At 61.6% G+C, this 24125-nt stretch carries 19 protein-coding genes; 13 read left to right on the top strand and 6 right to left on the bottom strand.

Translation table 11 applies throughout. The annotated features are described in order from the left end of the window. The first annotated feature begins 6 nt into the window (after window positions 1-6). From AC1MHZ_RS14520 to aspT, 6 genes are all read left to right on the top strand, one after another. Window positions 7-1347, top strand: coding sequence for an efflux RND transporter periplasmic adaptor subunit (locus AC1MHZ_RS14520; protein WP_482966539.1), 1341 nt, complete (start codon window positions 7-9; stop codon window positions 1345-1347). Further along, window positions 1347-3446: a site-2 protease family protein gene (locus AC1MHZ_RS14515; protein ID WP_324812907.1), complete on the top strand. Its 2100-nt coding sequence runs from the start codon at window positions 1347-1349 to the stop codon at window positions 3444-3446. Before AC1MHZ_RS14520 ends, AC1MHZ_RS14515 begins: the two co-directional genes overlap by 1 nt. A 191-nt stretch (window positions 3447-3637) precedes the next feature. Further along, on the top strand, window positions 3638-4645 hold the full coding sequence (locus AC1MHZ_RS14510) for an AraC family transcriptional regulator (RefSeq protein ID WP_324812910.1): 1008 nt from the start codon (window positions 3638-3640) through the stop codon (window positions 4643-4645). Window positions 4646-5214: 569 nt separating this feature from the next. Further along, window positions 5215-6504: an OmpP1/FadL family transporter gene (locus tag AC1MHZ_RS14505; RefSeq protein WP_418889819.1), complete on the top strand. Its 1290-nt coding sequence runs from the start codon at window positions 5215-5217 to the stop codon at window positions 6502-6504. A 65-nt stretch (window positions 6505-6569) separates the two neighbouring features. Further along, complete coding sequence (locus AC1MHZ_RS14500) at window positions 6570-7238, top strand: DUF3313 domain-containing protein (RefSeq protein ID WP_324812912.1); 669 nt, start codon at window positions 6570-6572, stop codon at window positions 7236-7238. Between the two features lie 170 nt (window positions 7239-7408). Then, complete coding sequence (gene aspT / locus AC1MHZ_RS14495; RefSeq protein WP_482966538.1) at window positions 7409-9097, top strand: aspartate-alanine antiporter; 1689 nt, start codon at window positions 7409-7411, stop codon at window positions 9095-9097. A 25-nt stretch (window positions 9098-9122) separates the two neighbouring features. On the opposite strand, the gene AC1MHZ_RS14490 is transcribed toward aspT, so the two are convergent. Beyond that, complete coding sequence (locus AC1MHZ_RS14490) at window positions 9123-10019, bottom strand: LysR family transcriptional regulator (RefSeq protein ID WP_368829324.1); 897 nt, start codon at window positions 10017-10019, stop codon at window positions 9123-9125. Between the two features lie 114 nt (window positions 10020-10133). Between AC1MHZ_RS14490 and AC1MHZ_RS14485 the strand changes: the two genes are divergently transcribed. Further along, window positions 10134-10880, top strand: coding sequence for a sulfite exporter TauE/SafE family protein (locus AC1MHZ_RS14485; RefSeq protein ID WP_324812921.1), 747 nt, complete (start codon window positions 10134-10136; stop codon window positions 10878-10880). 13 nt (window positions 10881-10893) lie between these two features. On the opposite strand, the gene AC1MHZ_RS14480 is transcribed toward AC1MHZ_RS14485, so the two are convergent. Continuing rightward, window positions 10894-11739: an AraC family transcriptional regulator gene (locus tag AC1MHZ_RS14480; RefSeq protein WP_368829325.1), complete on the bottom strand. Its 846-nt coding sequence runs from the start codon at window positions 11737-11739 to the stop codon at window positions 10894-10896. Between the two features lie 181 nt (window positions 11740-11920). On the opposite strand from AC1MHZ_RS14480, the gene AC1MHZ_RS14475 reads away from it, so the two are divergent. Then, window positions 11921-12427, top strand: coding sequence for a YkgB family protein (locus AC1MHZ_RS14475; RefSeq protein WP_482966537.1), 507 nt, complete (start codon window positions 11921-11923; stop codon window positions 12425-12427). A gap of 61 nt (window positions 12428-12488) precedes the next feature. Here the strand turns inward: AC1MHZ_RS14475 and AC1MHZ_RS14470 are convergent, their stop codons facing one another. Next, complete coding sequence (locus tag AC1MHZ_RS14470) at window positions 12489-13223, bottom strand: FadR/GntR family transcriptional regulator (RefSeq protein ID WP_324812929.1); 735 nt, start codon at window positions 13221-13223, stop codon at window positions 12489-12491. Between the two features lie 305 nt (window positions 13224-13528). Between AC1MHZ_RS14470 and kdgD the strand changes: the two genes are divergently transcribed. From kdgD to AC1MHZ_RS14450, 4 genes are all read left to right on the top strand, one after another. Further along, entirely contained in the window at window positions 13529-14440 is a 912-nt protein-coding gene (gene kdgD, locus AC1MHZ_RS14465) for a 5-dehydro-4-deoxyglucarate dehydratase (RefSeq protein ID WP_224456199.1), read from the top strand. 112 nt (window positions 14441-14552) lie between these two features. Continuing rightward, entirely contained in the window at window positions 14553-15899 is a 1347-nt protein-coding gene (locus AC1MHZ_RS14460; RefSeq protein WP_324812932.1) for an MFS transporter, read from the top strand. A gap of 18 nt (window positions 15900-15917) precedes the next feature. Then, complete coding sequence (gene gudD, locus AC1MHZ_RS14455) at window positions 15918-17297, top strand: glucarate dehydratase (protein ID WP_324812935.1); 1380 nt, start codon at window positions 15918-15920, stop codon at window positions 17295-17297. 76 nt (window positions 17298-17373) lie between these two features. Continuing rightward, window positions 17374-18951: an aldehyde dehydrogenase (NADP(+)) gene (locus tag AC1MHZ_RS14450; RefSeq protein WP_324812939.1), complete on the top strand. Its 1578-nt coding sequence runs from the start codon at window positions 17374-17376 to the stop codon at window positions 18949-18951. Between the two features lie 91 nt (window positions 18952-19042). Here the strand turns inward: AC1MHZ_RS14450 and AC1MHZ_RS14445 are convergent, their stop codons facing one another. The 3 genes from AC1MHZ_RS14445 to AC1MHZ_RS14435 form a co-directional block, all read right to left on the bottom strand. Next, window positions 19043-19660 (bottom strand): nitroreductase family protein, encoded by a 618-nt coding sequence (locus AC1MHZ_RS14445; protein WP_324812942.1) that lies wholly within the window; start codon window positions 19658-19660, stop codon window positions 19043-19045. A 137-nt stretch (window positions 19661-19797) separates the two neighbouring features. Next, window positions 19798-20343, bottom strand: coding sequence for a carboxymuconolactone decarboxylase family protein (locus AC1MHZ_RS14440; RefSeq protein ID WP_482966536.1), 546 nt, complete (start codon window positions 20341-20343; stop codon window positions 19798-19800). Between the two features lie 179 nt (window positions 20344-20522). After that, window positions 20523-21497 (bottom strand): AraC family transcriptional regulator, encoded by a 975-nt coding sequence (locus AC1MHZ_RS14435; protein ID WP_324812949.1) that lies wholly within the window; start codon window positions 21495-21497, stop codon window positions 20523-20525. 305 nt (window positions 21498-21802) lie between these two features. Between AC1MHZ_RS14435 and AC1MHZ_RS14430 the strand changes: the two genes are divergently transcribed. Continuing rightward, entirely contained in the window at window positions 21803-23965 is a 2163-nt protein-coding gene (locus AC1MHZ_RS14430) for a TonB-dependent siderophore receptor (protein WP_482966535.1), read from the top strand. Window positions 23966-24125 lie beyond the last annotated feature (160 nt).

Below are 24125 nucleotides of genomic sequence, written 5' to 3'. Positions count from 1 at the left end.
GCGGCCATGAGCGAACTGTTGCCGCCGCCACAACTGCTGCTGAGCCTGGCCAACCTGCGTGATCGTGCCCTGGCGGCCGAGAGTCTCAACGCCCTGGCCTTCTCAATGGCCAACGACCTCTATGCCCTGCTGCGCTTTCGCCAGGCATTGGTGCTGGCCCGACACGGCGACCAGCTGGAGTTGCTGTGCCTCTCAGGCTTGGCGCGGCCCACCGAAGATTCACCCTATCTGGTGTGGTTGCGCCGCGCCTGCCGCTGGCTCAACGCCCAGCTCAGCGAGCCCTCGCCCACCTGGCTGGCGCGCGAGGGTCTGCAGCTGCCCGACGATATCGCCGATGGCTGGGCCGAATGGTGGCCCAGCGGCCTGTGGTGCGTCCCGCTGCACGACCGCCATGGCCAGCGCCTGGGGCTGTTGGTATTTTTGCTCGACGAGGCGCCGGCGCCCTCGATGGTGAGTCTCTTGCAGGGCGTGTTCCAGACCTGGGCGCACTGCTGGGCCGCGTTCGGCAAGCCCCGGTCGCTGCGTTTCTGGCGCCCGAGCCGGCGCCAGTTGCTGGTCGGCGCCGCCGTCCTGGCCGCCTTGCTGCTGTTACCGGTGCGCCAGACCGCCTTGGCACCGGCGGAAGTCGTGTCGCGCAACGCCCAGGTGATCAGCTCGCCGATCGATGGGGTGATCGCCCGCATGCTGGTCCGGCCCAACCAACCGGTGGACGTCGGCACGCCCCTGTTCGCGCTCGACGAAACCACCCTGCGCAGCCGTGCCCAAGTGCTGGCCAAGGAAGTCGCCGTGGCCGACGCCGAGCTGCTGGCGGCCAACCAGCGCGCCTTCGACAACCCCCAGAGCAAAGGCGAACTGGCCGTGCTCAACGGCACGCTACGCCAACGCCGCGCCGAACTTGCCGCGGTGCAGGCGCAGCTGGCACGTACCACCGTGCTCTCGCCACGCGCCGGGGTGGCCGTGTACAGCGACCCCAACGACTGGCTGGGCAAGCCGGTGGTCATCGGCGAGCGTATCCTGCAGGTCGCCGACCCAAGCCAGCCCGGCCTGCGTATCCATCTGCCGGTGGCTGATGCGATCGCCCTGGAGAGCGGCGCGCCGGTCACCCTGTTCCTCACCGCCTACCCTCTCTCGCCGCTGCACGGAGCGATCCTGGAGACCAGCTACGAAGCCCGCCCCGGCGATGATGGCGTGGCCGCCTACCGCCTGCTGGCCAGCGTCGAAGGCTCGCCTGAACATGCCCGCCTGGGCTTGCACGGTACCGCCAAGCTGTATGGCGAACGCGTGCCCCTGGGCTATTACCTGCTGCGTCGCCCGCTGGCGGCTGCCCGAGCCTGGACTGGATGGTGATGAACACGAGCGCCGAAGACCTGCCGACGCCGCCATTGCGCGATGACCTCGACATCGCCGAAGCCCACAGCAACCGCGGGGGCGAACCTGCATGGGTGATCCACGACAGCGTCACCAACCGCTTTTTCCGCATCGGCTGGCTGGAGTTCGAATGCCTGCTGCGCTGGGAGCAGACACCGCGACGCATCGCCGAGCAGATCGCCGAACAGACCGCACTCAAGCCTGACCCGGAGCAAGTACTGGGTTTTCGCGCCTTTCTCGAGCGACATCAACTGGTACACCCCGGTGCCCAGGCACTGGAACGCCTTCGCCAGGCCAGCGAGGGCCGGCAATGGCTGACCTGGAAATGGTGGCTGCACCACTACCTGTTCTTCCGTGTGCCTCTGATGCATCCGCAACGCCATCTGCGGCGCCTCGCGCACAGGCTGGGCTGGCTGTTCCATCCCTTGACGGGTGCGCTGGTCGCCGGCCTTGGCTTGCTGGGCATTGTACTGGTGGCGCACCAGTGGGACACCTTCCGCCACGACGTGGTGGAGTCGTTCTCCGCCGAAGGGCTGCTCAGCTTCGCCCTCGCCCTGGTGGTGGCCAAGACGCTCCATGAACTGGGCCACGCCCTGGTAGCCACCCGCCTGGGGCTGAAGGTAGCCCACATGGGTATCGCTTTCGTGGTGATGTGGCCGATGCTCTATACCGACACCGGCGAAAGCTGGAAACTGCGCAGCCCCCGCCAGCGCCTGGCGATCTCCAGCGCCGGCATCGTCACCGAGCTGGGGCTGGCGGGGCTGGCCACCCTGGGCTGGGCGCTGTGTGACCCGGGGGCGCTGCGCAATGCACTGCTGTACCTGGCCACCACCAGTTGGGCGCTGTCGCTGGCGCTCAATGCCAGCCCGTTCATGCGCTTCGACGGCTACTTCATTCTCTCTGACCTGTTGGATTTCCCCAACCTGCACGAACGCGCCACCGCCCTGGCCAAGGTGACCCTGCGGCGCACCCTGCTGGGCCTGGACGAACCTTGGCCGGAGTCGTTCCCACCCGCGCAGCGCAGGCTGCTGGTGGCATTCGCCATGCTGACCTGGGTATACCGCCTGGTGCTGTTCCTCGGCATCGCGGTCACGGTGTACCTGTTCTTCTTCAAACTGCTCGGGATCTTTCTCTTCGCCGTGGAAATCACCTGGTTCATCCTGCAACCGATCGGGCGCGAACTCAAACACTGGTGGCACCACCGAAGCGCCGTGCTGCCTGGCCGTCGCCGGGTGTTCTGGAGCCTGCTGGCGCTGGCCCTGCTGCTGGTGGCGGTGCCTTGGCGCAGCCAGATCCATGCGGTGGGCCTTGCCCGCGCAGAGCACCAGATACGCCTGTACGCCCCCTTCCCGGCCCTGCTGCAACGTGTGCACCAAGCCGGTCCGGTACAGGCCGGGCAAACCCTGGTGGAGCTCGCCCAACCCGATATCGCCACCCGCCTGGCGGGCAGCGAAGCCGGCATGCGCGGCTACAACGAGCGCCTGGCCGGTTTGCTGGCCGACCCTGCAGGCCTGGCCGAAGCGGCCGCGACCCGCCAGCGCTATGGCGTGCAGTACCAAGAAGTGCGCGCCGCCCGCTCGGAGATCGCCCGCCTGAACCTGCAGGCACCCTTCACCGGGCAATGGCTGGACCTCAACCCGGACTGGCGCAGCGGCCAATGGGTCGGCACCCGCGAACCGCTGGGCGTGCTCATCGACCCGCGCAGCTGGCAGGTGGATGCCTACGTAGGGCCGGACGAAGTTCAGCGGCTGCGCGAGGGCAGCCCGGTACGCTTCTACCCCGAAGGCGTGCCCCAGGCCATCGCCGGCAAGGTCATGCAAATCGGCACCACCCGCATCAGCCAGTTGCCTCAACAAGCGCTGGCGTCCCGTCACGGCGGGCCGTTGGAGGTCGTTGGCGAAGGTGAGGCGCGGGTTCCCAGCTCGCCGCTGTTCCACTTGCTGGTTCAGCTCGACACGGCCCCGCCCTCCTTGCGTGAAACCCGGGGCCACCTGCAGATCGAGGGCCAGCGTCGCAGCCTGCTGGCCGAGGGCCTGATGCACCTGGCGGCGGTGTTCATGCGTGAAAGCGGCTTCTGACCCGCCACCGACTGCGAATCCTGCCGCAATTCATCCGGTGGATACTGGAGATACGCGCTCGCCTGGCCTTTAATACGCCCACCACATGATCGAGTGAACGGTCATCGGTTCACCGTACGCGGCATCGGCGCAGCAGCCATACTCGAAAGCGTTGCGCTTGTACCCGTGCCACCTGAACGCAAGGGAACGATATGGACAGCATCCGTGGTACCGCCTTCCTCCAATACGGCGAGCTGCTCGCCGCCCACGGCGCCAACCTGCGTGATTACCTGGCGCCCCACCGCATCGGCCTGGACGTGGTCGGCAACTACGAGAAACGCTTCGCCTACAAGAGCCTGGTACAGATCTTCGAAGGCAGCGCCCGTGCCCTGCACCTACCGCATTTCGGCCTGGAGCTGGCGACGCGCCAGGGGCTCACCCTGCTCGGCCCGCTCCAGCACCTGGCACGCTCGGCGCCCACGGTCGGCGATGCCCTGATCGCGGTGATCCGCTACATGCGCGTGTACAGCCCGTCGATCCACTACAGCCTGGAACGTCGACCCGGCCGTGCGCTGCTGTACTTCCAGAACTCGCTGCCCGACAGCCGGGAGACACCACAGATCATCGAGAAATCGGTACTGCAAGGCGGCCTGTTGATCAATGAGCTCCAAGGTGGGTCGTTCGTACCCAAGACCGTGCTGTTCAGGCACCTGCCCCTGGCGCACATGGCCGTGTATCAACGCTATTTCGGTTGCCCGGTACTGTTCGGGCAAGAACACGATGCACTCGTCATGGATGCCGAAGACCTGCAATACCGCTGCGTCCAGTACGACCCCGCCTTGCACGATATCGTGCGGTTCTATCTGGAGAACCAATACGGGGCCGAGACCGAACTGCTCGAGAAGGTGAAACAGCAAATACAGATACTGCTGCCCAAGCAGCGTTGCAGCCTGGAGCAGGTGGCACTGTTACTGGGAGTCCACGTCAGGACACTGCAGCGGCGCCTGGCCAGCAACGGCGTGGAGTTCGAACAGTTGGTCGAGCAGGTGCGCTGCCAACAGGCCAGGCAGCTGCTGCACCACACCTCCCTGGGGGTTGCCCAGATCGCCCAGGAGCTGGGTTACCGGCGACCGGCTTCATTCTGCCGTGCGCATTATCGCTGGTATGAGTGCACGCCGTTGGAGCATCGCCAGAAATTCGATAAGCGCGAAAGCAGTTGATGTAGCCACACACGAAGATATACCCATTTGATGACAGCTTACTCGGGCACCTGGCAGGCCTTCCCTGGAAAAGGCTCGGCAAACATACCAGTACGCGCGTTGGCTCCTTGTCGCCAAAAGAGTACAGCCACACCGCCGAGAAAGCGTTCAAAGCTCGCTATGCTCAATTGATCTGGCCTCTCTAGTTGGGGCAATGCAGCCATTCAAAAGGAGCTTGTAATGAAGGTCGTTGCCAATTCGTTCTCATGCCTCCCCTTGTCGCGCTTCCCTTTTCGATCACGTGTTAAGAGCACACGATCACGACGCGTCGATGATGCCTGAATGCGCCTTGATGCTATGCGCCCCTTGTGCGGGGCAGCGGCCGTGCAAGTCCCCTACCACGTGCTCGTTATCACCAATGATCGAAGCGCACACACACGTTGCACCGATAACCTGGCCCGGAACAAGGCCACCGCTTCGACGTGGTTAATGACGGCCTGTATTTGCGAGTAACACACCATTAAGAGCGCGACCTCTTCAAAATTGTTCTGTACGGACTGACGCACATGACGAGTGATCGAGTTGAAGCAGTGCATCAACAAAAGAGTCACCGGCGGGCCAAGGCCGCCGCGTGCGCCTTGCTGCTGGGCTGCAGCGCCGCAAATGCCGGCGGGATCCTGATCTACGAGGCCGGCCAGGAAGGCAACGGCCTGGCCAACGCCGGCTCGGCAGCGCTGGCCAGAGACCCCAGTGTGCTGATGAGTAACCCGGCGGGCCTTACCCAATTGCACGGCACCCAGGTCAGCGCCAATGCCCAAGTGATCCTGGGCGACCTGCGTTTTTCGCGAGACCGCAACAACCAGTTCGACGGCAACGAAGGGGGCAACGCCCTCCAGTACCTGCCCGGCGCCAGCCTGTTCATCAGCCACCAGATCGACGATCGCGCGGCCATCGGCTTCGGCATGTACGGCAACTTCGGCCTGGCACTGGACTACGATGACGACTGGGCCGGGCGCTACTTCACCCAGGAGGCCGCGATCATCGGCGTCTCCTTCCAGCCCACGTTGGCGTACAAGTTCACCGATGACCTCTCCGTGGGCATCGGCCCGCGCATCATGTACGGCTACTACCGCACCGAAATGGCCATCGACAACAACCTGCTGGGCCTGCGCGATCGGCCCGACGGCCAGCTGGAATACAAAGACACCGACGTCGGCACCGGCGTCAACCTGGGTGTGCTCTACCAACTCTCCCCTCGCACCAAGCTGGGCCTGGCCTACACCAGCAAGATCAAGCTGGAGTTCGAGGACAGCCCCCACCTGAGCGATATCAGCAACCCAATCATCAACGCAGGCTTGCGCCGCCTGGACGTCGACTCACTGGAGCTGGACCTGAACGTGCCGCAGACGGTGACGCTCAGCGTGGCCCATGAGCTGGACGAGCAATGGACGCTGCTGGGCAGCCTCGGCTGGCAAGACTGGAGCGACTTCGGCGATGTCGGCGTGGATGTCGACGCCAACAACGGCGGTGTCAGCCGCTCCGTCGACCGCAAGTACAAGGATACCTGGCACGCCTCCATCGGCGCCCAATACCAGGCCACGCCCCGTGTGCGCTGGAGCATGGGGCTGGGCTACGACAGCTCGGCGGTGGACGACGAGGACCGCACCGTCGACAACCCCATGGGCGAGAGCTGGCGCCTGGCCACCGGTGTGAACTACGCGGTCGACGACGGCCTCGACCTGCACCTGGCCTACACCCTCGTGTGGCTGGGTGACATGGACGTGGACCAGACCAAGGCGCGCTCGGGCAATACCTTGTCCGGCAGCTTCGATAACAGTGCCCTGCACATCATTGGAGGAGGCGCGACCTGGCGCTTCTGACCCGACTCTCGCGTACCGAACTGCAAGGTCGCAACGCATCGCCGAATGTCCCAAGGAGAAACTGCATGAAACTCAAGTCGTTCGCTACTACCGTGTGCCTTTCCTCGTTATTGCTCAGCGGTTGTGCGAGCAAGTACGTGGAATCCGATCAGTATTCAGGCTTTCTGAAGGACTACAGCATCCTCAAGGAAGAAAAGTCCCCCACCGGCGCCCCAGTGATGCGCTGGATCAAGCCTGGCGTGAACGCCAACGACTACACCAGCGTCTATATCGAGCCCAGCCAGCTCTACCCACGCCCGCAGCCGACCGAGAAGATCCCACAGACCACCCTGCAGGGCATCACCCAGTACTACGACCAGGCCCTGAAGACGCAATTCTCCAAAGTGCTGCCGCTGGCCACCAGCCCTGGCCCTGGCGTGCTGGTGGTACGCCCGGCGATTACCGCCGTAAGCGCCTCCACCAAGGGTCTGCGCCCCTACGAGGTGATCCCGATCGCCCTGGTGGCGGCCGGCATCAGCACTGCCACCGGTATTCGCGACCAGGACACCAGCGTCGCTACCGAGGCGGCGTTCATCGATGGGACCAGTAACGAGTTGGTGGCTGAAGTGGTGCGCAAGGGCGCCGGAGCGGAGCTGGAGAATTCTTCGCAGGTGATGCAAGCCAAGGATGCCCGAGCGGTGCTCGATGCTTGGGCACAGGACATGGTTAGGTCCTTCCAGGCTTTAAAAAAATAGGCTGCGCAGGCTATTGGTGCTACCCCACACGGGGGACAGCTTGAACGAAACATCAGTGTTGGATCGATAGCGGCCATGCAGGACCGGCCGCTATCGGCCCAAAGGAGCTTTTGGCAGCGGGCAACGCCTGTGCCTTTTGATTGAGACCTCGCACCAAGGACTTGCTGCAGATGACAAGCTTCTTGTTCAACGCCCTACGCACCAATCCAGAAATCGCGGTGTTCTTGACCATCGCATTGGGCATCCTGATCGGACGTATTCGTCTGGGTAGTTTTCACTTGGGCTCGGTCGCCGGCGCCTTGTTGGTTGGCCTTCTGATCGGACAGGTCGGGCTGACGGTACCCCATGAGCTGAAGTCGGTATTTTTCGCTTTGTTCATCTATGCCGTCGGCTTCAAAAGCGGGCCGGAGTTTTTCGGCAGCCTGAACCGTGGGACGTTCAAACTGGTATTGCTATCGATCGTGCTTTGCGCCACGGCCTTGGCCACTATCCTTGTTTTGTGCCGATTCTATGGTTTTGATGCAGGCCTCACCGCAGGGCTTGGGGCCGGTGCCTTGACCGACACTGCCATCATGGGGACCGCCAGCAGTGCCATCGCCCAGCTCCCGTTGGGCGAGGCCGCCAAGGCTCAGCTGAACAGCCATATGGCCGTGGCCTACGCGATCACCTATTTGTTTGGCACCATTGGCCTGGTCGTTTTCGTAGGAAGCGTTGCACCCCGCCTCTTGCGTATCGATCTCGTCGAATCGGCGCGAGCGTTGGAACAAGAACTCGGCGTCGAGCGCGAAGAAGATGCTCTGAGCATCCCGTACACTCGCATCGTGGTGCGCGCCTATCGGCTTGCGTCCCCGTCGATGCATGGTTTGACTGTCAGTGATGTCGAGGCATTGCACCCATCCATGAGCGTGGAGCGGGTCGTGCGTGGCAGCCAAGTCCTCGACCGAGATCCCAGCCTGCGCCTGGAAAAAGAGGATGTTCTTGGCGTGTTCGCGTTGCGCGAGGCCGTACCCCACCTGAGCGAATGGATCGGGCCAGAGCTGGATCACCCCGATTCGATGTCCTTCCCGACCTTGACCGCCGAGATCGCCCTGACTTCACGCACTCTGACGAATAAAACGATTCAACAGATAAAGCATGACCTGGTGGGCGCTGAGCGCATGGGCTGCTATATCAAGACAATCACCCGCCAGGGTCTGGAACTCCCGTTGTTGCCACAGACGGTGTTGCGCAAAGGGGATGTCATTACCTTGGTGGGCCGTACAACCAGCGTAGAAGCACTGGCCCAGCAAATCGGCCGGGTTCGCCAGGGAAACTACAAAAGTGACATCGCCATCCATGCGCTCGGCATGGTGCTGGGCTCGCTGGCTGGCATGATGTCCACCCATGTTGGGTTGATCCCCGTCGAGCTGGGGATCGGCGGCGGGGTGCTGGTAGCCGGCCTTGTCATTGGCTGGTACAACTCTCGACATCCGGATGTCGGTACGCTGCCACCGGCAGCGCAATGGGCTTTCTCCGAATTCGGACTGACTGCGTTTGGTGCGGTGGTGGGCCTGCTGGCCGGTCCCGCTGCCCTCGCCGCGTTGCAGGAGCAAGGTTTGGCGATACTGATCTCTGGGGTGGCAGTGACCCTGCTTCCTCCCCTTGTAGCCTTGTATTTTGGCCATTACCTGCTGCGCTTGCATCCGATGATCCTGCTTGGCGCCCTGGCAGGTGCGCAGACCGAAGCCGCCTCGATGAACAAAATCATTGAACAATCGGGTAGCAACACACCCGTGATCGGTTTTACCGTGTGTTATGCCATTTCCAACGTCCTGCTGGCTGTCTGCGGACCGATCATCATCGCCTTTACTGCGCAATGATCCGTTGCGCTCCTAAAGCGGCCCCTCATACAACCCCAGGGCTCCCGCCCAAGTGGGCAAGCAAGCTTTGCATGGGCCCGCTCAGTTCGCCCCACGCCTTGAAGCACAAGCACAGCTGACGCTGCGCCCAACCGTCTTGCAATGCAACCACGTGAAGGGAATAGCGCCGCCGATAGCGCTTGGCAATGCTCTGCGGCACGATCCCGATGCCAACGCCATGCGCGACCATTTCGCATAACCCTTCGAATGTCTTCATGCGGATTCGAAGGTCGAACGGCCTACCCGCTGCACGGGCATGCTCGTCGATGTGGTCTTGCAATGCACTTCCTTGGGACAGGCCCACGAAGGGCAGCCCCAGCACGTCCGCGAACGTCACCTGCTTGCCGAGGGCGTAGGTATTCTGTGCAGCCGTGATCACGACCAAGTGGTCCCGTGCCACGGCCTGCACTTGCAGCCCATCGGCCGCAATGGCATCCGAAATCACACCCGCCTCGATCAACCCCGCGGCAACGGCGCGAACGATCTCGGTGCTGGTGCGCTCCTTGAGTTCGATACGCAAACGAGGCCGGGCGGCCAGCCATGGCGCAAGACGGCTGGGCAGGAACTCGATGAGCGCGGCGGTATTGGCATAGAGGTGCAGCGTTCCCCGGGCGCCTGCGGCGAAGTCTTGAAGCTCGCCCTTGAGCATCTCTTGCTGCCTGAGTATCAGGCGGGCGTGATGGGCCAGCGCCTCGCCGGCTTCCGTGGTGACGACGCCTCTGGGGCGTCGCTCGAGCAACGCCACCCCGGCTGCGCTTTCGATGTTGCGCAGACGCTCGCTTGCCGAGGCCAGGGCGAGATTCGCGCTCGCGGCCCCGGCGGTGATGCTGCCGGCATCCACGATGCACAGGAACAGCTGCAGATCTGCCAAGTCGAGGCGCATGTGAACCCTACTCCTGCCTTCGGAATGTCCGAAGCATCAGCTGATGTTTCCGCATTGTGCCCAGACGCGCACGTGGCTTCAATTGGCTCAAACACATTGCTATAGAGGCCTGCGATGCACGACGCTGCTTTGAACATCCTGCTGCTGATCGGCACCTTCCTGCTCGCAGGGATGGTGAAAGGCGTGACAGGCATGGGCCTTCCTACCGTAGCCATGGGGCTACTGGGAACGATGATGCCCCCAGCCAGTGCCGCCGCGATTCTGGTCATTCCGTCCTTGGTGACCAATGTGTGGCAGCTGTTTTGCGGCCCATCAGTGGCGCGGCTGATGCGCCGCCTATGGCCCATGATGCTGTGCATCACGCTCGCAACGGTTGCCGGTTCAGCATGGCTGGTCAAGGTGAATCCTGCCTGGTCTGGGTTCGCCCTTGGCGTAGCGCTCATCGTGTACGCCATGTATGCGCTCATCACGCCTGCCTTTTCCGTTCCCGCGCAGCTCGAGCGATGGCTGTCGCCGATGATCGGTTTGACCACGGGTATGGTCACCGGCGCTACGGGCGTGTTCGTGATGCCGGCGGTTCCCTATCTTGGGTCGTTGCACATGAGCCGCGAGGAGTTGGTGCAGGCGCTTGGCTTGTCGTTCACCGTTTCCACCCTCGCGCTCGCGACAGGGCTGCTCGCCCACGGCGCGTTTCAGGTCGCGCAATTGGGCACGTCCACGCTGGCCATCGTTCCGGCATTGGCCGGGATGTGGGCCGGTCAGGTTGTACGCAGGCGGATCAGCCCCAAGCGCTTTCGGCAGTGCTTCATGCTGTTCCTGATCGTGCTGGGGGTTGAGCTTTTTTGTCGTCCATTCTGTTGATACACGCTGCCGACTATCGAACAGGGTGCGCATCAGCTGCATCGATCGATTTCACCCAATCACGAGGGTTGAGCCCCGTCTTGCGCCGGAAGGCCCGAGCCAGCGCAGAGGGGCTTTCATACCCGACCTGGTCGGAAACCAGCGCCATGGCGGTTCCTTCCCGCAACAGTTTCTGGGCCAAGCTGATTCGCCAGCTCAGCAGATAATCGGCAGGCGTCTGCCCGATTACAGCCTTGAAGCGCGCCGCATAGCTCGCGCGCGACATGTTCGATTCGCTGGCCAATTCCGATATCGACCAGGGATGTTGAGGCGTCTCGTGAATCTTGACCAATGAGCGAGACAGGCGAGCATCGGCAAGGCCGGCCATCATTCCGGACTCAAGCTGATGATGGTCGAGCAGATGCCGCAACAGCTGGATGACGGTCAGCTCGAAGAGCCGATCCAGCGTAGCGCGACGACCGCAATGGTCGCCGTCGGCCTCGGCGAATAACCATTTGACCGTGTCCGAGAGCATTGGAAGCTCGGCCAACGGCAACACCATCACGTCAGGCAATGCTGCCGCCAGCGGGTTGTCCACACCGCCTGCAAACTCCAGGGACGCGCATTGCAAACGGGCTTCACCCGCCGGCGTGCTGGATAACTGGTGCCAGTTGGGGCGAGGAATGAAAATCAGGCTCGGCTCGGTCAGCCGTACATTCGAGCGCCCCGCGACCGACAATTCCAATACCCCGCCCTGCAGTAGATGCATATGCCCCTTGCGATCTGCGCCGGTGTACTGCCTGGCGCCACAAAACCCACCGCTGTAGTACAGCTCGGCACGCACGCCGTATAGCGCCAGTAGCTTGGATAAACGATCCATGGATTTGTGCACCCCTAGTCTGGACGATCTGCATCAAATTCTAGACTATTTAAGCCCAAAAGAACGACGCTCCGTTGCATCATGACCCCGTACTCAAACGGCGTTGCTTGCTTCGAAAGGAAGTGCGCCGTACGCCCCCTGATAAGCAGGCCCGTGCAACACACTTTCTTGGAGATCGCTCATGAACACCTCTCTCGCTGACCGTTCCATCGCCACCCGCCTTCTGAACAGAGGGCTGGGCCAGCACGTCACCCGCACCGGCGTTGCAGGCATCTACGTGGCCATGGCCATCATCTACTTCTGGTTTGGAGGCATGAAGTTCACAGGCTACGAGGCAAGCGGCATTCATGGCTTCGTCAGCAACAGCCCGTTGCTTTACTGGGTATACAACCTCATGAGCGTCCAAGGTTTCTCCAACTTTCTGGGGGTTCTGGAGGTATCCATTGGCCTACTCATTGCCGGCCGGGTGTTTTCTGCCAAGTTTTCGGCTTTGGGCGGGTTGCTCTCCGCAGGCCTGTTCATCACGACGCTTTCATTCATGCTGACCACCCCAGGCGTGTTCGAACCGAGCCTCGGTTTCCCTGCGATTTCCGTGGTGCCAGGCCAGTTCTTGCTGAAGGACTTGGGTTTGCTCGCCGCTTCGATTTTCATTGCCGGCACATCGATGACTGCACTTGAGCAGAAATAAAAAATCGCGTGTTTTGACAAGGGTCTTCTGCACCAGCAGAAGGCCCTCTTTCGCTCATCCCCTACCCCCTAGGCCGCGAATCGTCGTTGATCAGGCGATTCTGGCTGTTGGTCAAATGCAGACGAATTGCCGCTCTGGCTGCATCCGGGTCCTGGGTGCGTATCGCGTTGAAGATGGCCTCGTGTTCAAGATTGGCGAGGTAGGCCTGGCGCGCCAGATTGGCCTCGGGGCGCTCGTTCGATTCGATCCGGTTCCGAGGAATCAGGGCGCTCCCCAGATGAACCATCAGTTCGGTGAAATAGACGTTGCCGGTCGCTTCGGCGATCAGCAGATGGAACCGGCGATCAGGTTCGACGCAACTGTCCCCTATTGCAGCCAAGTCCTGATAGTCATCCAACGCTTCACGCATTCTGCGCAGGTGCTCATCAGTGCGCCTGAGCGCAGCCAGGGCGGCAGCCTGCCCTTCCAGGCCAATGCGCACCTCCAGGACCTGACGAACGCTCGCGGCGGTTTCCATACCGAGGTGAAAGCCGGTTTGGGGCTGACGCATGATGACAAACGTGCCAATCCCATGCCGGGTCTCGACCAAACCCGAAGCCTGCAGCTTCGAAAGCGCTTCGCGCACCACCGTTCGGCTCACGCCATGCTCACGCACGATAGCCGCTTCCGAAGGTAGCTTGTCCCCTGGTTTGAAGGCTCCCATCAAAATGCGACGCGTCAGGTCCGATACGAGGTCATGAGCGCGCGTATGGCCCTTCTTCCGGGTAGCGGGGGCCGGAGAATCGTGGAGCTCCATGCATTCCTCTTTATAGATGTATGACAACCGAAGCGGTTTTAGGCGAGTCTAACATCGTCAACTTGTATGACAACATAGTATTTTCGATAAAATTTATCTGCTCGATCACCCACCATCCCTAACACAAAAACCTGAAATATAGACCTAAATTGCGATTAATTTACGCATAAAATCGGTTGTATGCTGATTTTCCCACACAAAAAATCGCTTGTAGGACAACTTTTTCGCTCCTATGATCGATTCCGACATGTCAGACAAGCCAGACCGAACTCACCACAACAACGCTAACCAGGCTGTGACCCGCCATGAATCCTCAAGAGCTGAAATCGATCCTGTCTTCCGGGCTTTTGTCCTTCCCCGTCACCGACTTTACCGCCAGCGGCGATTTCAACGCTGCAAGCTACGCAAAGCGGCTAGAGTGGCTGGCCCCCTATGGCGCAAGTGCGCTTTTCGCCGCTGGCGGCACCGGCGAGTTCTTCTCGCTCGAGCCCAACGAATATTCCTCGATCATCAAGACTGCGGTAGAGACCTGCCATGGCCAGGTACCGATCCTCGCCGGCGCTGGCGGCCCGACTCGCCAGGCAATCGCGTATGCCCAGGAAGCACAGCGTCAAGGTGCCGCTGGCATCCTGTTGCTGCCGCATTACTTGACCGAAGCCAGCCAACAAGGCCTGGTAGCCCACGTCGAGCAGGTCTGCCGCTCCGTGGACTTCGGCGTAGTGGTCTACAACCGCAACGTTTGCCGGCTGACCGCTGACAGCCTGGAAAAGCTCGCCGATCGCTGTCCGAACCTGATCGGTTTCAAAGACGGCATCGGTGAAATCGAGCCGATGGTCGCCATCCGCCGCCGTCTCGGCGAGCGCCTTACCTATCTCGGCGGCCTGCCGACCGCCGAAGTCTATGCCGCTGCCTACAAGGCCCTGGGTGTGCCGGTGTATTCCTCCGCTGTCTTCAATTTCATCCCCAAGACCGCCATCGAGTTCTACAACGCCGTCGCCAGCGACGACCACACTACGGTCAACCGCCTGATCGACGAGTTCTTCCTACCCTATCTGGACATCCGCAATCGTTGCGAAGGCTACGGCGTGAGCATCATCAAGGCCGGCGCGAAACTGGCGGGCCATGACGCAGGTCCGGTGCGTGCGCCCTTGACCGATCTGAACGGTGAAGAAATGGAAATGCTCGACGCCCTGATCAAAAAGCTCGGCCCGCAATAAGACAGAGCGCCAGGCGCCTAACGCTGATCGCCTGTCGCTTCAAAGAACCACCGGCCCGGTGTAAGCCTGGTCGGTGAAGCCCACACAAAAACAATTAATGGGAGATCCGGTCATGAACCAGATCGCAGATTCAGCCACCGATGGCGACGCGCTCAGCCGGGCGGTACGCAAGGTAAAGCGTCATGTGCTGCCGCTGTTCGTCGTCATGTTCATCGTCAACTACATCGACCGGGTGAATATCGGCTTTGTGCGCCCTCACATCGAGAGCGATCTCGGTATCGGAGCGGCCGCCTATGGATTGGGTGCAGGCCTTTTCTTCATCGGCTACGCACTTTTCGAAGTCCCCTCCAACATTCTTCTGCAGCGAGTCGGCGCCCGTCTCTGGCTTACTCGCATCATGTTGACTTGGGGGCTGGTTGCCAGTGCCACGGCCTTCATGCAGAACGAAACCCACTTCTATATCCTGCGCTTCCTCCTGGGCGTAGCGGAGGCCGGGTTCTTCCCTGGCGTCATCTATTACTTCACGCGCTGGCTGCCGAAAGAAGAGCGCGGCAAAGCGATCGCCATCTTCCTGAGTGGGTCTGCGGCAGCATCGCTCATCTCCGGCCCGCTTGCAGGTGCACTGATGCAAATCCAGGGGCTCGGAATGCATGGATGGCAATGGATGCTGTTCATTGAAGGCATGGTCTCCGTCGCCCTGTGCTTCGCCGTTTGGTTCTGGCTTGATTCCACGCCCAACGATGCAAAATGGCTGTCTGCAGACGAGAAGGATGCACTTAACGGTGCGATCGAGCGCGAGCAACGTGAGCGCGAGTCGATGACGGGCCCCAAGCCAACCCTTTGGACGCTGCTGCGTGATTCCCAGATCGTGTTGTTCTGCGTGCTGTATTTCTGCATCCAGTTGACCATCTATGCCGCAACGTTCTGGCTGCCGAGCATCATCAAAAGCATGGGTGGCCTCAGCGACCTCCAGGTTGGTTTCTTCAACTCGATCCCCTGGCTGATTTCCATTCTCGCGATGTACGCATTCGCCGCCTGTGCGGGCCGTTGGAAGTATCAGCAGGCATGGGTCGCCACCGCGCTGCTCATCGCCGGCTTGGGTATGTTCCTCTCGACCACGGGGGGCCCTGTCTTCGCCTTCATAGCCGTGTGCTTCGCTGCGATCGGTTTCAAGTCGGCCTCCTCGCTCTTCTGGCCGATTCCCCAGGGGTATCTCGATGCACGTATCGCAGCCGCGGTGATCGCGCTGATCAACTCCCTGGGCAACCTCGGCGGCTTCGTAGCCCCAACGACCTTCGGCATTCTCGAGCAGCAAACCGGTTCTATCCAGGGCGGCCTTTACGGTCTCGCCTGCACCTCGCTCCTTGCCGCCGTTCTCGTCTTCTTCGTTCGTACGACGCCAAAGAGTGCGAACGACAAAAGCGCCAAACACCCCACGGCACTGAGCCAGCCCCACTGATACTGCAGGAAAGCCTTCATGAACCTTCACACTGCTACCCAGCCTATCTCCAACCAGCCCGTGCAGCCCCCCAGTGGGACGCCTGTCGTCACGCACCTGCAGGTGGTTCCTGTCGCGGGCCACGATGGAATGCTGTTGAACCTGAGCGGCGCCCATGGCCCCTACTTCACCCGCAACGTGATTGTTCTGCGCGATAGCGCTGGCAACACAGGCGTCGGTGAAGTCCCTGGTGGCGAGCGCATCCGCCAGACGCTGGAAGATGCGCGTAGCCTGGTCGTTGGACAACCGATCGGCCATTACCAGCGCGTACTGAATGCCATGCGCCAGAGCTTCGCCAGCCGCGATGCAGCGGGGCGCGGTCTGCAGACCTTCGATCTGCGTATCACTGTCCATGCCGTGACCGCCATGGAGTCGGCACTGCTGGACCTGCTCGGCCAACACCTGGGCGTCCCGATGGCAGCCCTGCTGGGCGAAGGCCAGCAACGCGACAAGGTAAAGATGCTGGGCTACCTCTTCTACGTTGGCGACCGCAACGATACCAACCTGGAGTACCGCAGCGAGCCGGATGCCGACAACGACTGGTTCCGTATACGCCACGAAAAAGCGATGACACCCGAAGCCGTCGTTCGCCTCGCTGAAGCCGCCAAGGCCCGATATGGCTTCACCGATTTCAAGCTCAAGGGCGGCGTTCTACGCGGCGAACAAGAGATCGAGGCCGTGACCGCGCTCGCCGAGCGCTTCCCTGAAGCCCGAATCACCCTTGACCCCAACGGCGCCTGGTCACTGAAGGACGCCATCAGGCTCTGCCGCGACCAGCATCATGTCCTGACCTATGCCGAGGACCCCTGTGGCGCTGAGCATGGCTATTCTGGCCGAGAGGTGATGGCCGAGTTCCGGCGCGCTACCGGGCTGCCCACTGCAACCAACATGATCGCCACCGACTGGCGCGAAATGGGCCATGCCATTCAACTGCAGTCCGTCGACATTCCACTCGCCGACCCTCACTTCTGGACGCTGCAAGGGTCGGTACGCGTTGCCCAGATGTGCCATGACTGGGGATTGACCTGGGGCTCGCACTCCAACAACCACTTCGATATTTCGTTGGCGATGTTCACCCAGGTGGCAGCTGCTGCGCCGGGCCAGATCACGGCCATCGATACCCATTGGATCTGGCAGGATGGGCAGCGCCTGACTCGTGACCCGTTGCAGATCGTCGATGGTTTCGTGACGGTACCTCAACGCCCTGGCCTTGGCGTCGAGGTCGATGAGGATCAACTGGCAAAAGCCAACGAACTCTACCTACGTAAAGGCCTGGGCGCGCGTGATGACGCCGTCGCCATGCAGTTCCTGATCCCTGGCTGGACATTCGACAACAAGCGCCCTTGCCTGGTGCGTTGACACCCTTTTGTGCCTTTCGCAGCGGTGAGCCACAAGCAAGCCGCCCCTTCGACATCTACGATCACAGGACCTCGCCATGCCTCTTATCGGACACAACTTCATCGCGGGCGCTCGAAGCGCAGCCGGCCCCATCACGCTCCAGAGCCTGGATGCAACCACTGGCCAAGCACTCCCGACGACCTTTTTCCAGGCCACTGCAGAAGAAGTCGATGCCGCAGCACTGGCTGCCGAGGCTGCCTACCCGACCTATCGCAGCATGTCGCCGAGCCGCCGAGCTGACTTCCTGGAAGCGATCGCAACCGAGTTGGACGCATTGGACGAGGCATTCATCGCCACTGTGAGCAGGGAAACCGCCCTGCCCGCTGGGCGGATCCAAGGGGAGCGTGCGCGCACCAGCAACCAAATGCGCCTTTTCGCCCAAGTGCTGCGTCGCGGAGACTTTCTGGGCGCACGCATCGATCGGGCCCAGCCTGATCGTCAACCACTGCCCAGGCCCGATCTTCGGCAATGCAAACTGGGCGTCGGTCCGGTCGCTGTCTTTGGCGCCAGCAATTTCCCGCTCGCCTTCTCCACCGCCGGCGGAGATACAGCGGCAGCTTTGGCTGCCGGCTGCCCCGTTGTGGTCAAGGCGCATAGCGGCCATATGGCCACCGCAGAGTTCGTTGCCTGCGCGATCACCCGTGCGGCTGCCGATACCGGCATGCCTGCAGGCGTCTTCAACATGATCTACGGGGCGGGTGTCGGCGAGCGGTTGGTAAAGCACCCGGCCATTCAGGCTGTCGGCTTCACGGGCTCTTTGAAAGGTGGACGCGCGCTGTGCGACCTGGCCGCTTCGCGACCTCGCCCGATCCCGGTCTTTGCCGAGATGAGCAGCATCAATCCGGTCGTGGTGCTGACCACTGCACTGGAAAAACGCGGTGAGCAAATAGCTACCGAGCTGGCAGCCTCGGTGGTGCTGGGCTGCGGCCAGTTCTGTACCAACCCAGGCCTGGTACTTGGCGTCCGCTCGGCCGCGTTCGATAACTTCCTGGAGCAACTGTCCGCTCGCATGGCGGATCAGGCCGCTCAGACCATGCTCAACGCGGGGACTCTGAGCAGCTACGAGCGCGGTATCGCAGCGCTGCATGCTCACCCCGGGATCCATCATCTGGCAGGGGCGCGTCAGGAAGGTCGACACGCTCATCCGCAACTGTTCCAGGCAGACCCTGAGTTGTTGATCGGGGGAGACACACTGCTGCAAGAAGAGGTCTTCGGGCCCGTGTCCATTGTTGTCGAGGTCGCCGACGCAAGCGAGCTCAAGCGAGCATTGCAAGGGCTCCACGGCCAACTGACCGCAACGCTCATCGCCGAGCCGCAGGACCTGGATTCGTTCGCGAACCTAGTTCCGCTGTTGGAACAAAAGGCCGGACGCCTCCTGCTCAACGGGTATCCTACGGGCGTGGAGGTCTGCGACGCGATGGTACATGGTGGGCCATATCCGGCGACTTCCGACGCTCGAGGAACTTCGGTCGGCACGCTCGCGATCGATCGTTTCCTACGCCCAATCTGCTACCAGAACTATCCGGACGCGCTGCTGCCGGACGCGCTGAAAAATGCGAACCCCCTGGGCCTGCTGCGCCTGATCGATGGCGTGCCCAGCTGCGACGCGGTGTAACGACAAAGCCCCGGGCAGCGCAAGGTGGCCGGGGCTTTATCACAGAAAGATCGGGCATCCTTGATGCCCGGGCAATCGATTGGATCGAGGATCAAGCGAAGCTCAGTACATCGATGACAGGCATACGCGGCTTCTGCGGCCAATTGCCGGCGCGTTCCGGTCCAACGCTCAGCAGCATCACCGGAATCTCATCGTCCGCCAGGCCGAACTGGTGGTGAACAGCCTCGGCATCGAAACCGATCATCGGCGTCGTACCCCAGCCCAGTGAGCGGGCGGCATAGATCATTGCTGCAGTGCCGAACGTCGCGGTACGCACCGCCTCGTCGCGCTGGCGTTGGGGTTGATCGTCATACAGGCTACGAGCGGGCGTTTCCCATTCGGGCACAAGATGCGCCGGCATGATGCCCGCCTCTACCACCGGCGCCAGACGGTCAGGAATGGTGCTGGCATCTGCCAACTGACCGATGACAACGAAGGTCACCGCAGCTTCGGTGACCGCGGGCTGGTCCCATGCGATCGCGCGCAACCGGGCCTTGGCCTCGGGTGTGCGTACGGCAATGAAGCGCCAGTTCTGCAGATGGAAGGAGGTTGGCGCACACGTACCGATACGCACCAGGTCACGGATCTGATCGTCGCTCAGCGTAGCGGCAGGGTCGTAGTATTTGGCGGCACTGCGGCTCAGGATGTTTTCGATGACAGTGTTGGTCATGGTGGTCCTCGTCGATGAAGATTCAAGCGAGCAGGCAAAAACGGGGCTCCAACGCCAGGCGTCCAGGACGATCGCAAAAAGCGAACAGCCCCCCCTGTCTATGGAGAACGGCCGCGTCAGCGGCGCGGCCGTTGCATTCAGATCGAGCCTGCCGGCGTGACGGCTGGGAAATCCTTTTCCGGATCGAATACGTTGTTGAAGAAGTTCGTCAGCGAGTACATCGCCACCAGCGCTACGATTTCCATGATGTTCGCATCCGTATAGCCGGCCTCGCGAACCTTCTGCAGGTCGCCATCGTTGACCTGGCCACGGGTCTCGATGACTTTGCGTGCGAACTGCACCGCGGCATCACGCTTGGGATCGTTGGCATGGCCCTGGCGCGCCAGGATGATTTCATCGGCCGGCATCTTTGCCAGATGCTCGGCCGTGAAGCTGTGAACACCCAGGCAATAATTGCAGCCATTCACCTCCGACACGGTCAGGCCGATGCTGTCTCGGGTCTTCACATCAAGTGCCTTGCTCAAGGCGCCAAGCAAGGTTGCCCAGGCGTTGAACGCAATCGGGCTTTGCGCAAAGCTCGCCATCATGTTCGGGGTGAAGCCCAGCCCCTTGCTGAACGAGTCGAGCGTGGCTTGGGATGCGGCCGGCACATGTTCGGGCTTGAGGACGGTGGTTCTGGTCATGGTATGTCTCCGTAGGGGTACATCGATTGGGAGACGCCACTCTAGGCCTGCGCGACAGACCTTTCGAGACTGCATTCGCTCAAGAAAATGCTCAAAAGGATCAATCAAGAATCCGCCAGCCCCTATTGCGGCTAGCGCTGAATTGGCGCGAACGGGGCAATACTCCCGCCACACTTCGGCTACCGAGATGTTGAAGCTCTGCTTTCATCGAATGCCTGCCGACGCCATTGTCCAGGTGTCATCCCCAGCCTGTCCGTGAATGCACGCCGGAACGCAGCCACTGATCGATAGCCGACCGAATCGGCTACGGCCTCGGTCGTCGCTGCAGGTTTTTTCAGCTCATTTGCTGCCAGGCTCATGCGGATATCGAGCAACAGTTCGTTGGCCGACCGTCCCAGTTTGCCTTGGAAATGCCGCATGAAAGTGGCGCGGGACATGCTGCACAGCCCTGCCAGCTCAGGCAGGCTCCAGGAGTGCGCTGGATTGGAGAACATGGCGGAAATAGCCGGGGCCAGTCGAGGGTGTCCCGCAAGCGCCAACAAGCCCACGGGAGCGTGTTCAGCTTCACTGCCAGCGCGAAGCGCCAAGGCAAACAATGCAGAAGTCAGTGCGTCGAGAATGGCGCCTGCGCCAGGCTTGTCCTCGATGGTTTCCATGCGCATCAGGGTCAGTAAGCCAGCCAGATGATTCGACGCCGAAAGGCCGTTGCCTGCACACGGCCCATCCAGGGCACGAACGACCAGATCTACCGGCAGGTAATCTCGAATCAATCGGTGATGAGGTGGCGCGATGAAGAAATGACCGCACAACATGTCCAGGCGTTCTCCCTGGCCTCGATTCTCACTCACCATCCATCCCGCGGCGCTATGCCGGATGGAGGCCGTCGCGGTTTCATCGCCACTGCCATCATGCAGCACATGTGCTGCGCCATGGGGCAGAAGCACGATATCCCCACCCACGAGCTCTTTGCAGGTTCCCTTCTCTAGGTCCTCGACAATCGCTCGGCCCTTGAGCACGACGTGATAGGGAATCTCGTGCGCCGCGGATCTTTCCCAGCTGACACGCCACGGCGCACCAAAGGAACAACGCACCTCCAGCTGGCCGGTGACGGTAATCACTTTCAAAAGTTGGCTCAGCCAATCGATCTGGGACATACGACCTCCGAACCTGGCTGTGGCCTAAGCGTGATCGGCAAGAACATCAAAAGGTGCTCGGCAAACATTGAGTGTCCTTGATCGGGAGCGGCTTGGAAATGTCCATCATGGCATCGTCAGCGCCTCGAGATCGAGCGGCGTTCACGTAGGCGCTGGACCATCGCGGCGAACCCTGCCTGCATTCTACCCTCCGCGACGATAGCCCACGTCCAACCTCTCCATTCGAATGCATTGTCAGCAAGAGACACATTCTGACAAACTTATTGCTAATCATTATCATAATCATCAGCAACAAGGATGACAGCATGTCCCAGGCCCCTTCGCCCCAACGCTTCACGCCCACACGCAGCCTGTTGGCAATCGCCATCTGCGTGGCGCCGCTCACACCCACGGTCGCCAGCGAGCAACCCGCAGCGCCCGCGGTGCTCGAGCTAGGCGCCACGGCCATCACGGACACGGGCCTGGGCAGCACCACCGAAGGGTCGCAGTCGTATACCACCGGCAGCATGTCCACCGCCACCAAGCTCCCCCTGACCATGCGCGAAACACCCCAGGCGGTGACCGTCATCACCCGCCAGCGCATGGATGACCAGAACATGACCAGCATCAACGATGTGGCCAGGTACACCCCCGGCCTGTTCCTCAATCAATCCAGCGGCCCTGGCCGGCAGTCCTATACGGCTCGTGGCTTCGACGTGGACAGCATCATGTACGACGGCATCCCCAGCTCGTACACCGGCTGGGTGGTAGGCGCCCAACCGAACCTGGCGATGTTCGACCGCGTGGAAGTGGTACGCGGCGCCACCGGTCTGGTCACCGGGGCCGGTACGCCATCGGCGGCGATCAACCTGGTGCGCAAGCGCCCGCTGGCCGAACGGAAGATCACCCTGACGGGTGCTGCCGGCAGCTGGGACAACTATCGGGGCGAACTGGACGCCTCCAGCCCGCTCAACGAAAGCGGCACGCTGCGTGGGCGGGTGGTCACCTCGTACCGTGACGCCAACAGCTTCCGAGATGGGCAGAAGGAAGATCACGGTCTGTTCTATGCGATCACCGAAGCCGACCTGAGCGAGGACACCACCCTTACCCTCGGCTTCTCCCACCAGAAGGACAAGACCAATTTCTTCTGGGGCGCCATCCCCACCGATCTCAGCGGCCACCACCTGGACGTGTCGCGCTCGTACAACCCAGGCACGGATTGGGAAAACAAGGACCAGGAAATCAATACCCTGTTCGCCGAACTGCGTCATCTGCTGGCCAATGACTGGAAGTTGCAGGTCAACGCCAACTACAGCGAGCAGAACGCCCTGTTCCGGGGCTCGTACCAATCGCGCTGGAACACGGCCAAGACCTTGAGCCGTACCGTCTACCAGTCCAAGCACGACGAGAACCAACTGGGCCTGGATGCCTTCGCCAGCGGCCCGTTCCAAGCCCTGGGCCGCACCCACGAGCTGGTGGTCGGCGCCAGCAAGCGCCTGTACGACATGAACGAGCACAACTACAGCCCGTACGACACCGACTACCCTCTCGACGGCGGCAAGCCCAACTTCGTGCATACCGGCAACAACCGCTACCTGATCAACCAGGAAGGTGTCTACACCACTACCCGCCTGAGCCTGGCCGACCCGCTCAAGCTGATCCTGGGCGGGCGACTGGACTGGTACGACTACGACCAGCGAGACAATGACGCGGGCGACTACAAAGTGACGCGCAAGGTCACTCGCTATGGTGGCCTGATCTACGACCTGGACGAGCACCATTCTGTCTACGCCAGCTACACCGATATCTTCACCCCGCAAAGTGGCCGGGATGGCACCGGCAAGCCGGTGACGCCCATCGTGGGCAAGAACTACGAGGTCGGGATCAAGGGCGAGTACTTCGATGGCGCGCTGAATGCCAGCCTGGCGCTGTTCCGGATCGACCAGGAAAACCGCCAGGTCGAGGTCAAACTGCCGAGCTGCCCACAACTGACCTGCTACCAGGCCTCCGGCGAAGTGCGCAGCCAAGGTATCGATCTTGAACTGCAAGGTGCGCTGACCGACCAGTGGCAGATCGGTGCGGGCTACACCTACGCCCGCGTGCATACCATCAAGGATGACAATGCCCCCGCCAAGGTCAACAAGCCGCTTGAAACCGACACCCCCGAACACCAATTCAAGCTGTACACCACGTACCGTTTCCAGGGCCCGCTGGAGAAGCTGCGCATCGGTGGTGGCGTGACCTGGCAGAGCCGCATGTACAACGACATCCCGACCGAGGGCGGTGAGTACCGACTGATCCAGGGCAGCTATGCGGTTACCGACCTGATGGCCGGCTACCAGGTGAACCGGCATCTCGATCTGCAGCTCAACGCCAATAATGTATTCGACAAGAAATACTACTCGTCCATTTCCGAATCGGTGGACTACGGCGGCGATACCTTCGGTGATCCGCGCAACCTGATGTTGACCGCCAAATATACCTTCTGACACCACGACGCTGCGGTGCCATATGGGAGGTCGTTGCCTGGGCTGGCCCTATCGCGGGGCAAGCCCGCTCCCACAGGCACCGCGCAATATGCCCGGACAGCGCCAGCTCCCACCGAGATTGCGCTGTTCTCAAGACTTGCGAATCCCCTGTGGACGGGCT

This window comes from Pseudomonas sp. FA-1 (assembly GCF_056856075.1).
The sequence above is the reverse complement of the archived record's forward strand: the minus strand, read 5'-3'. Positions and strand labels throughout refer to the sequence as shown.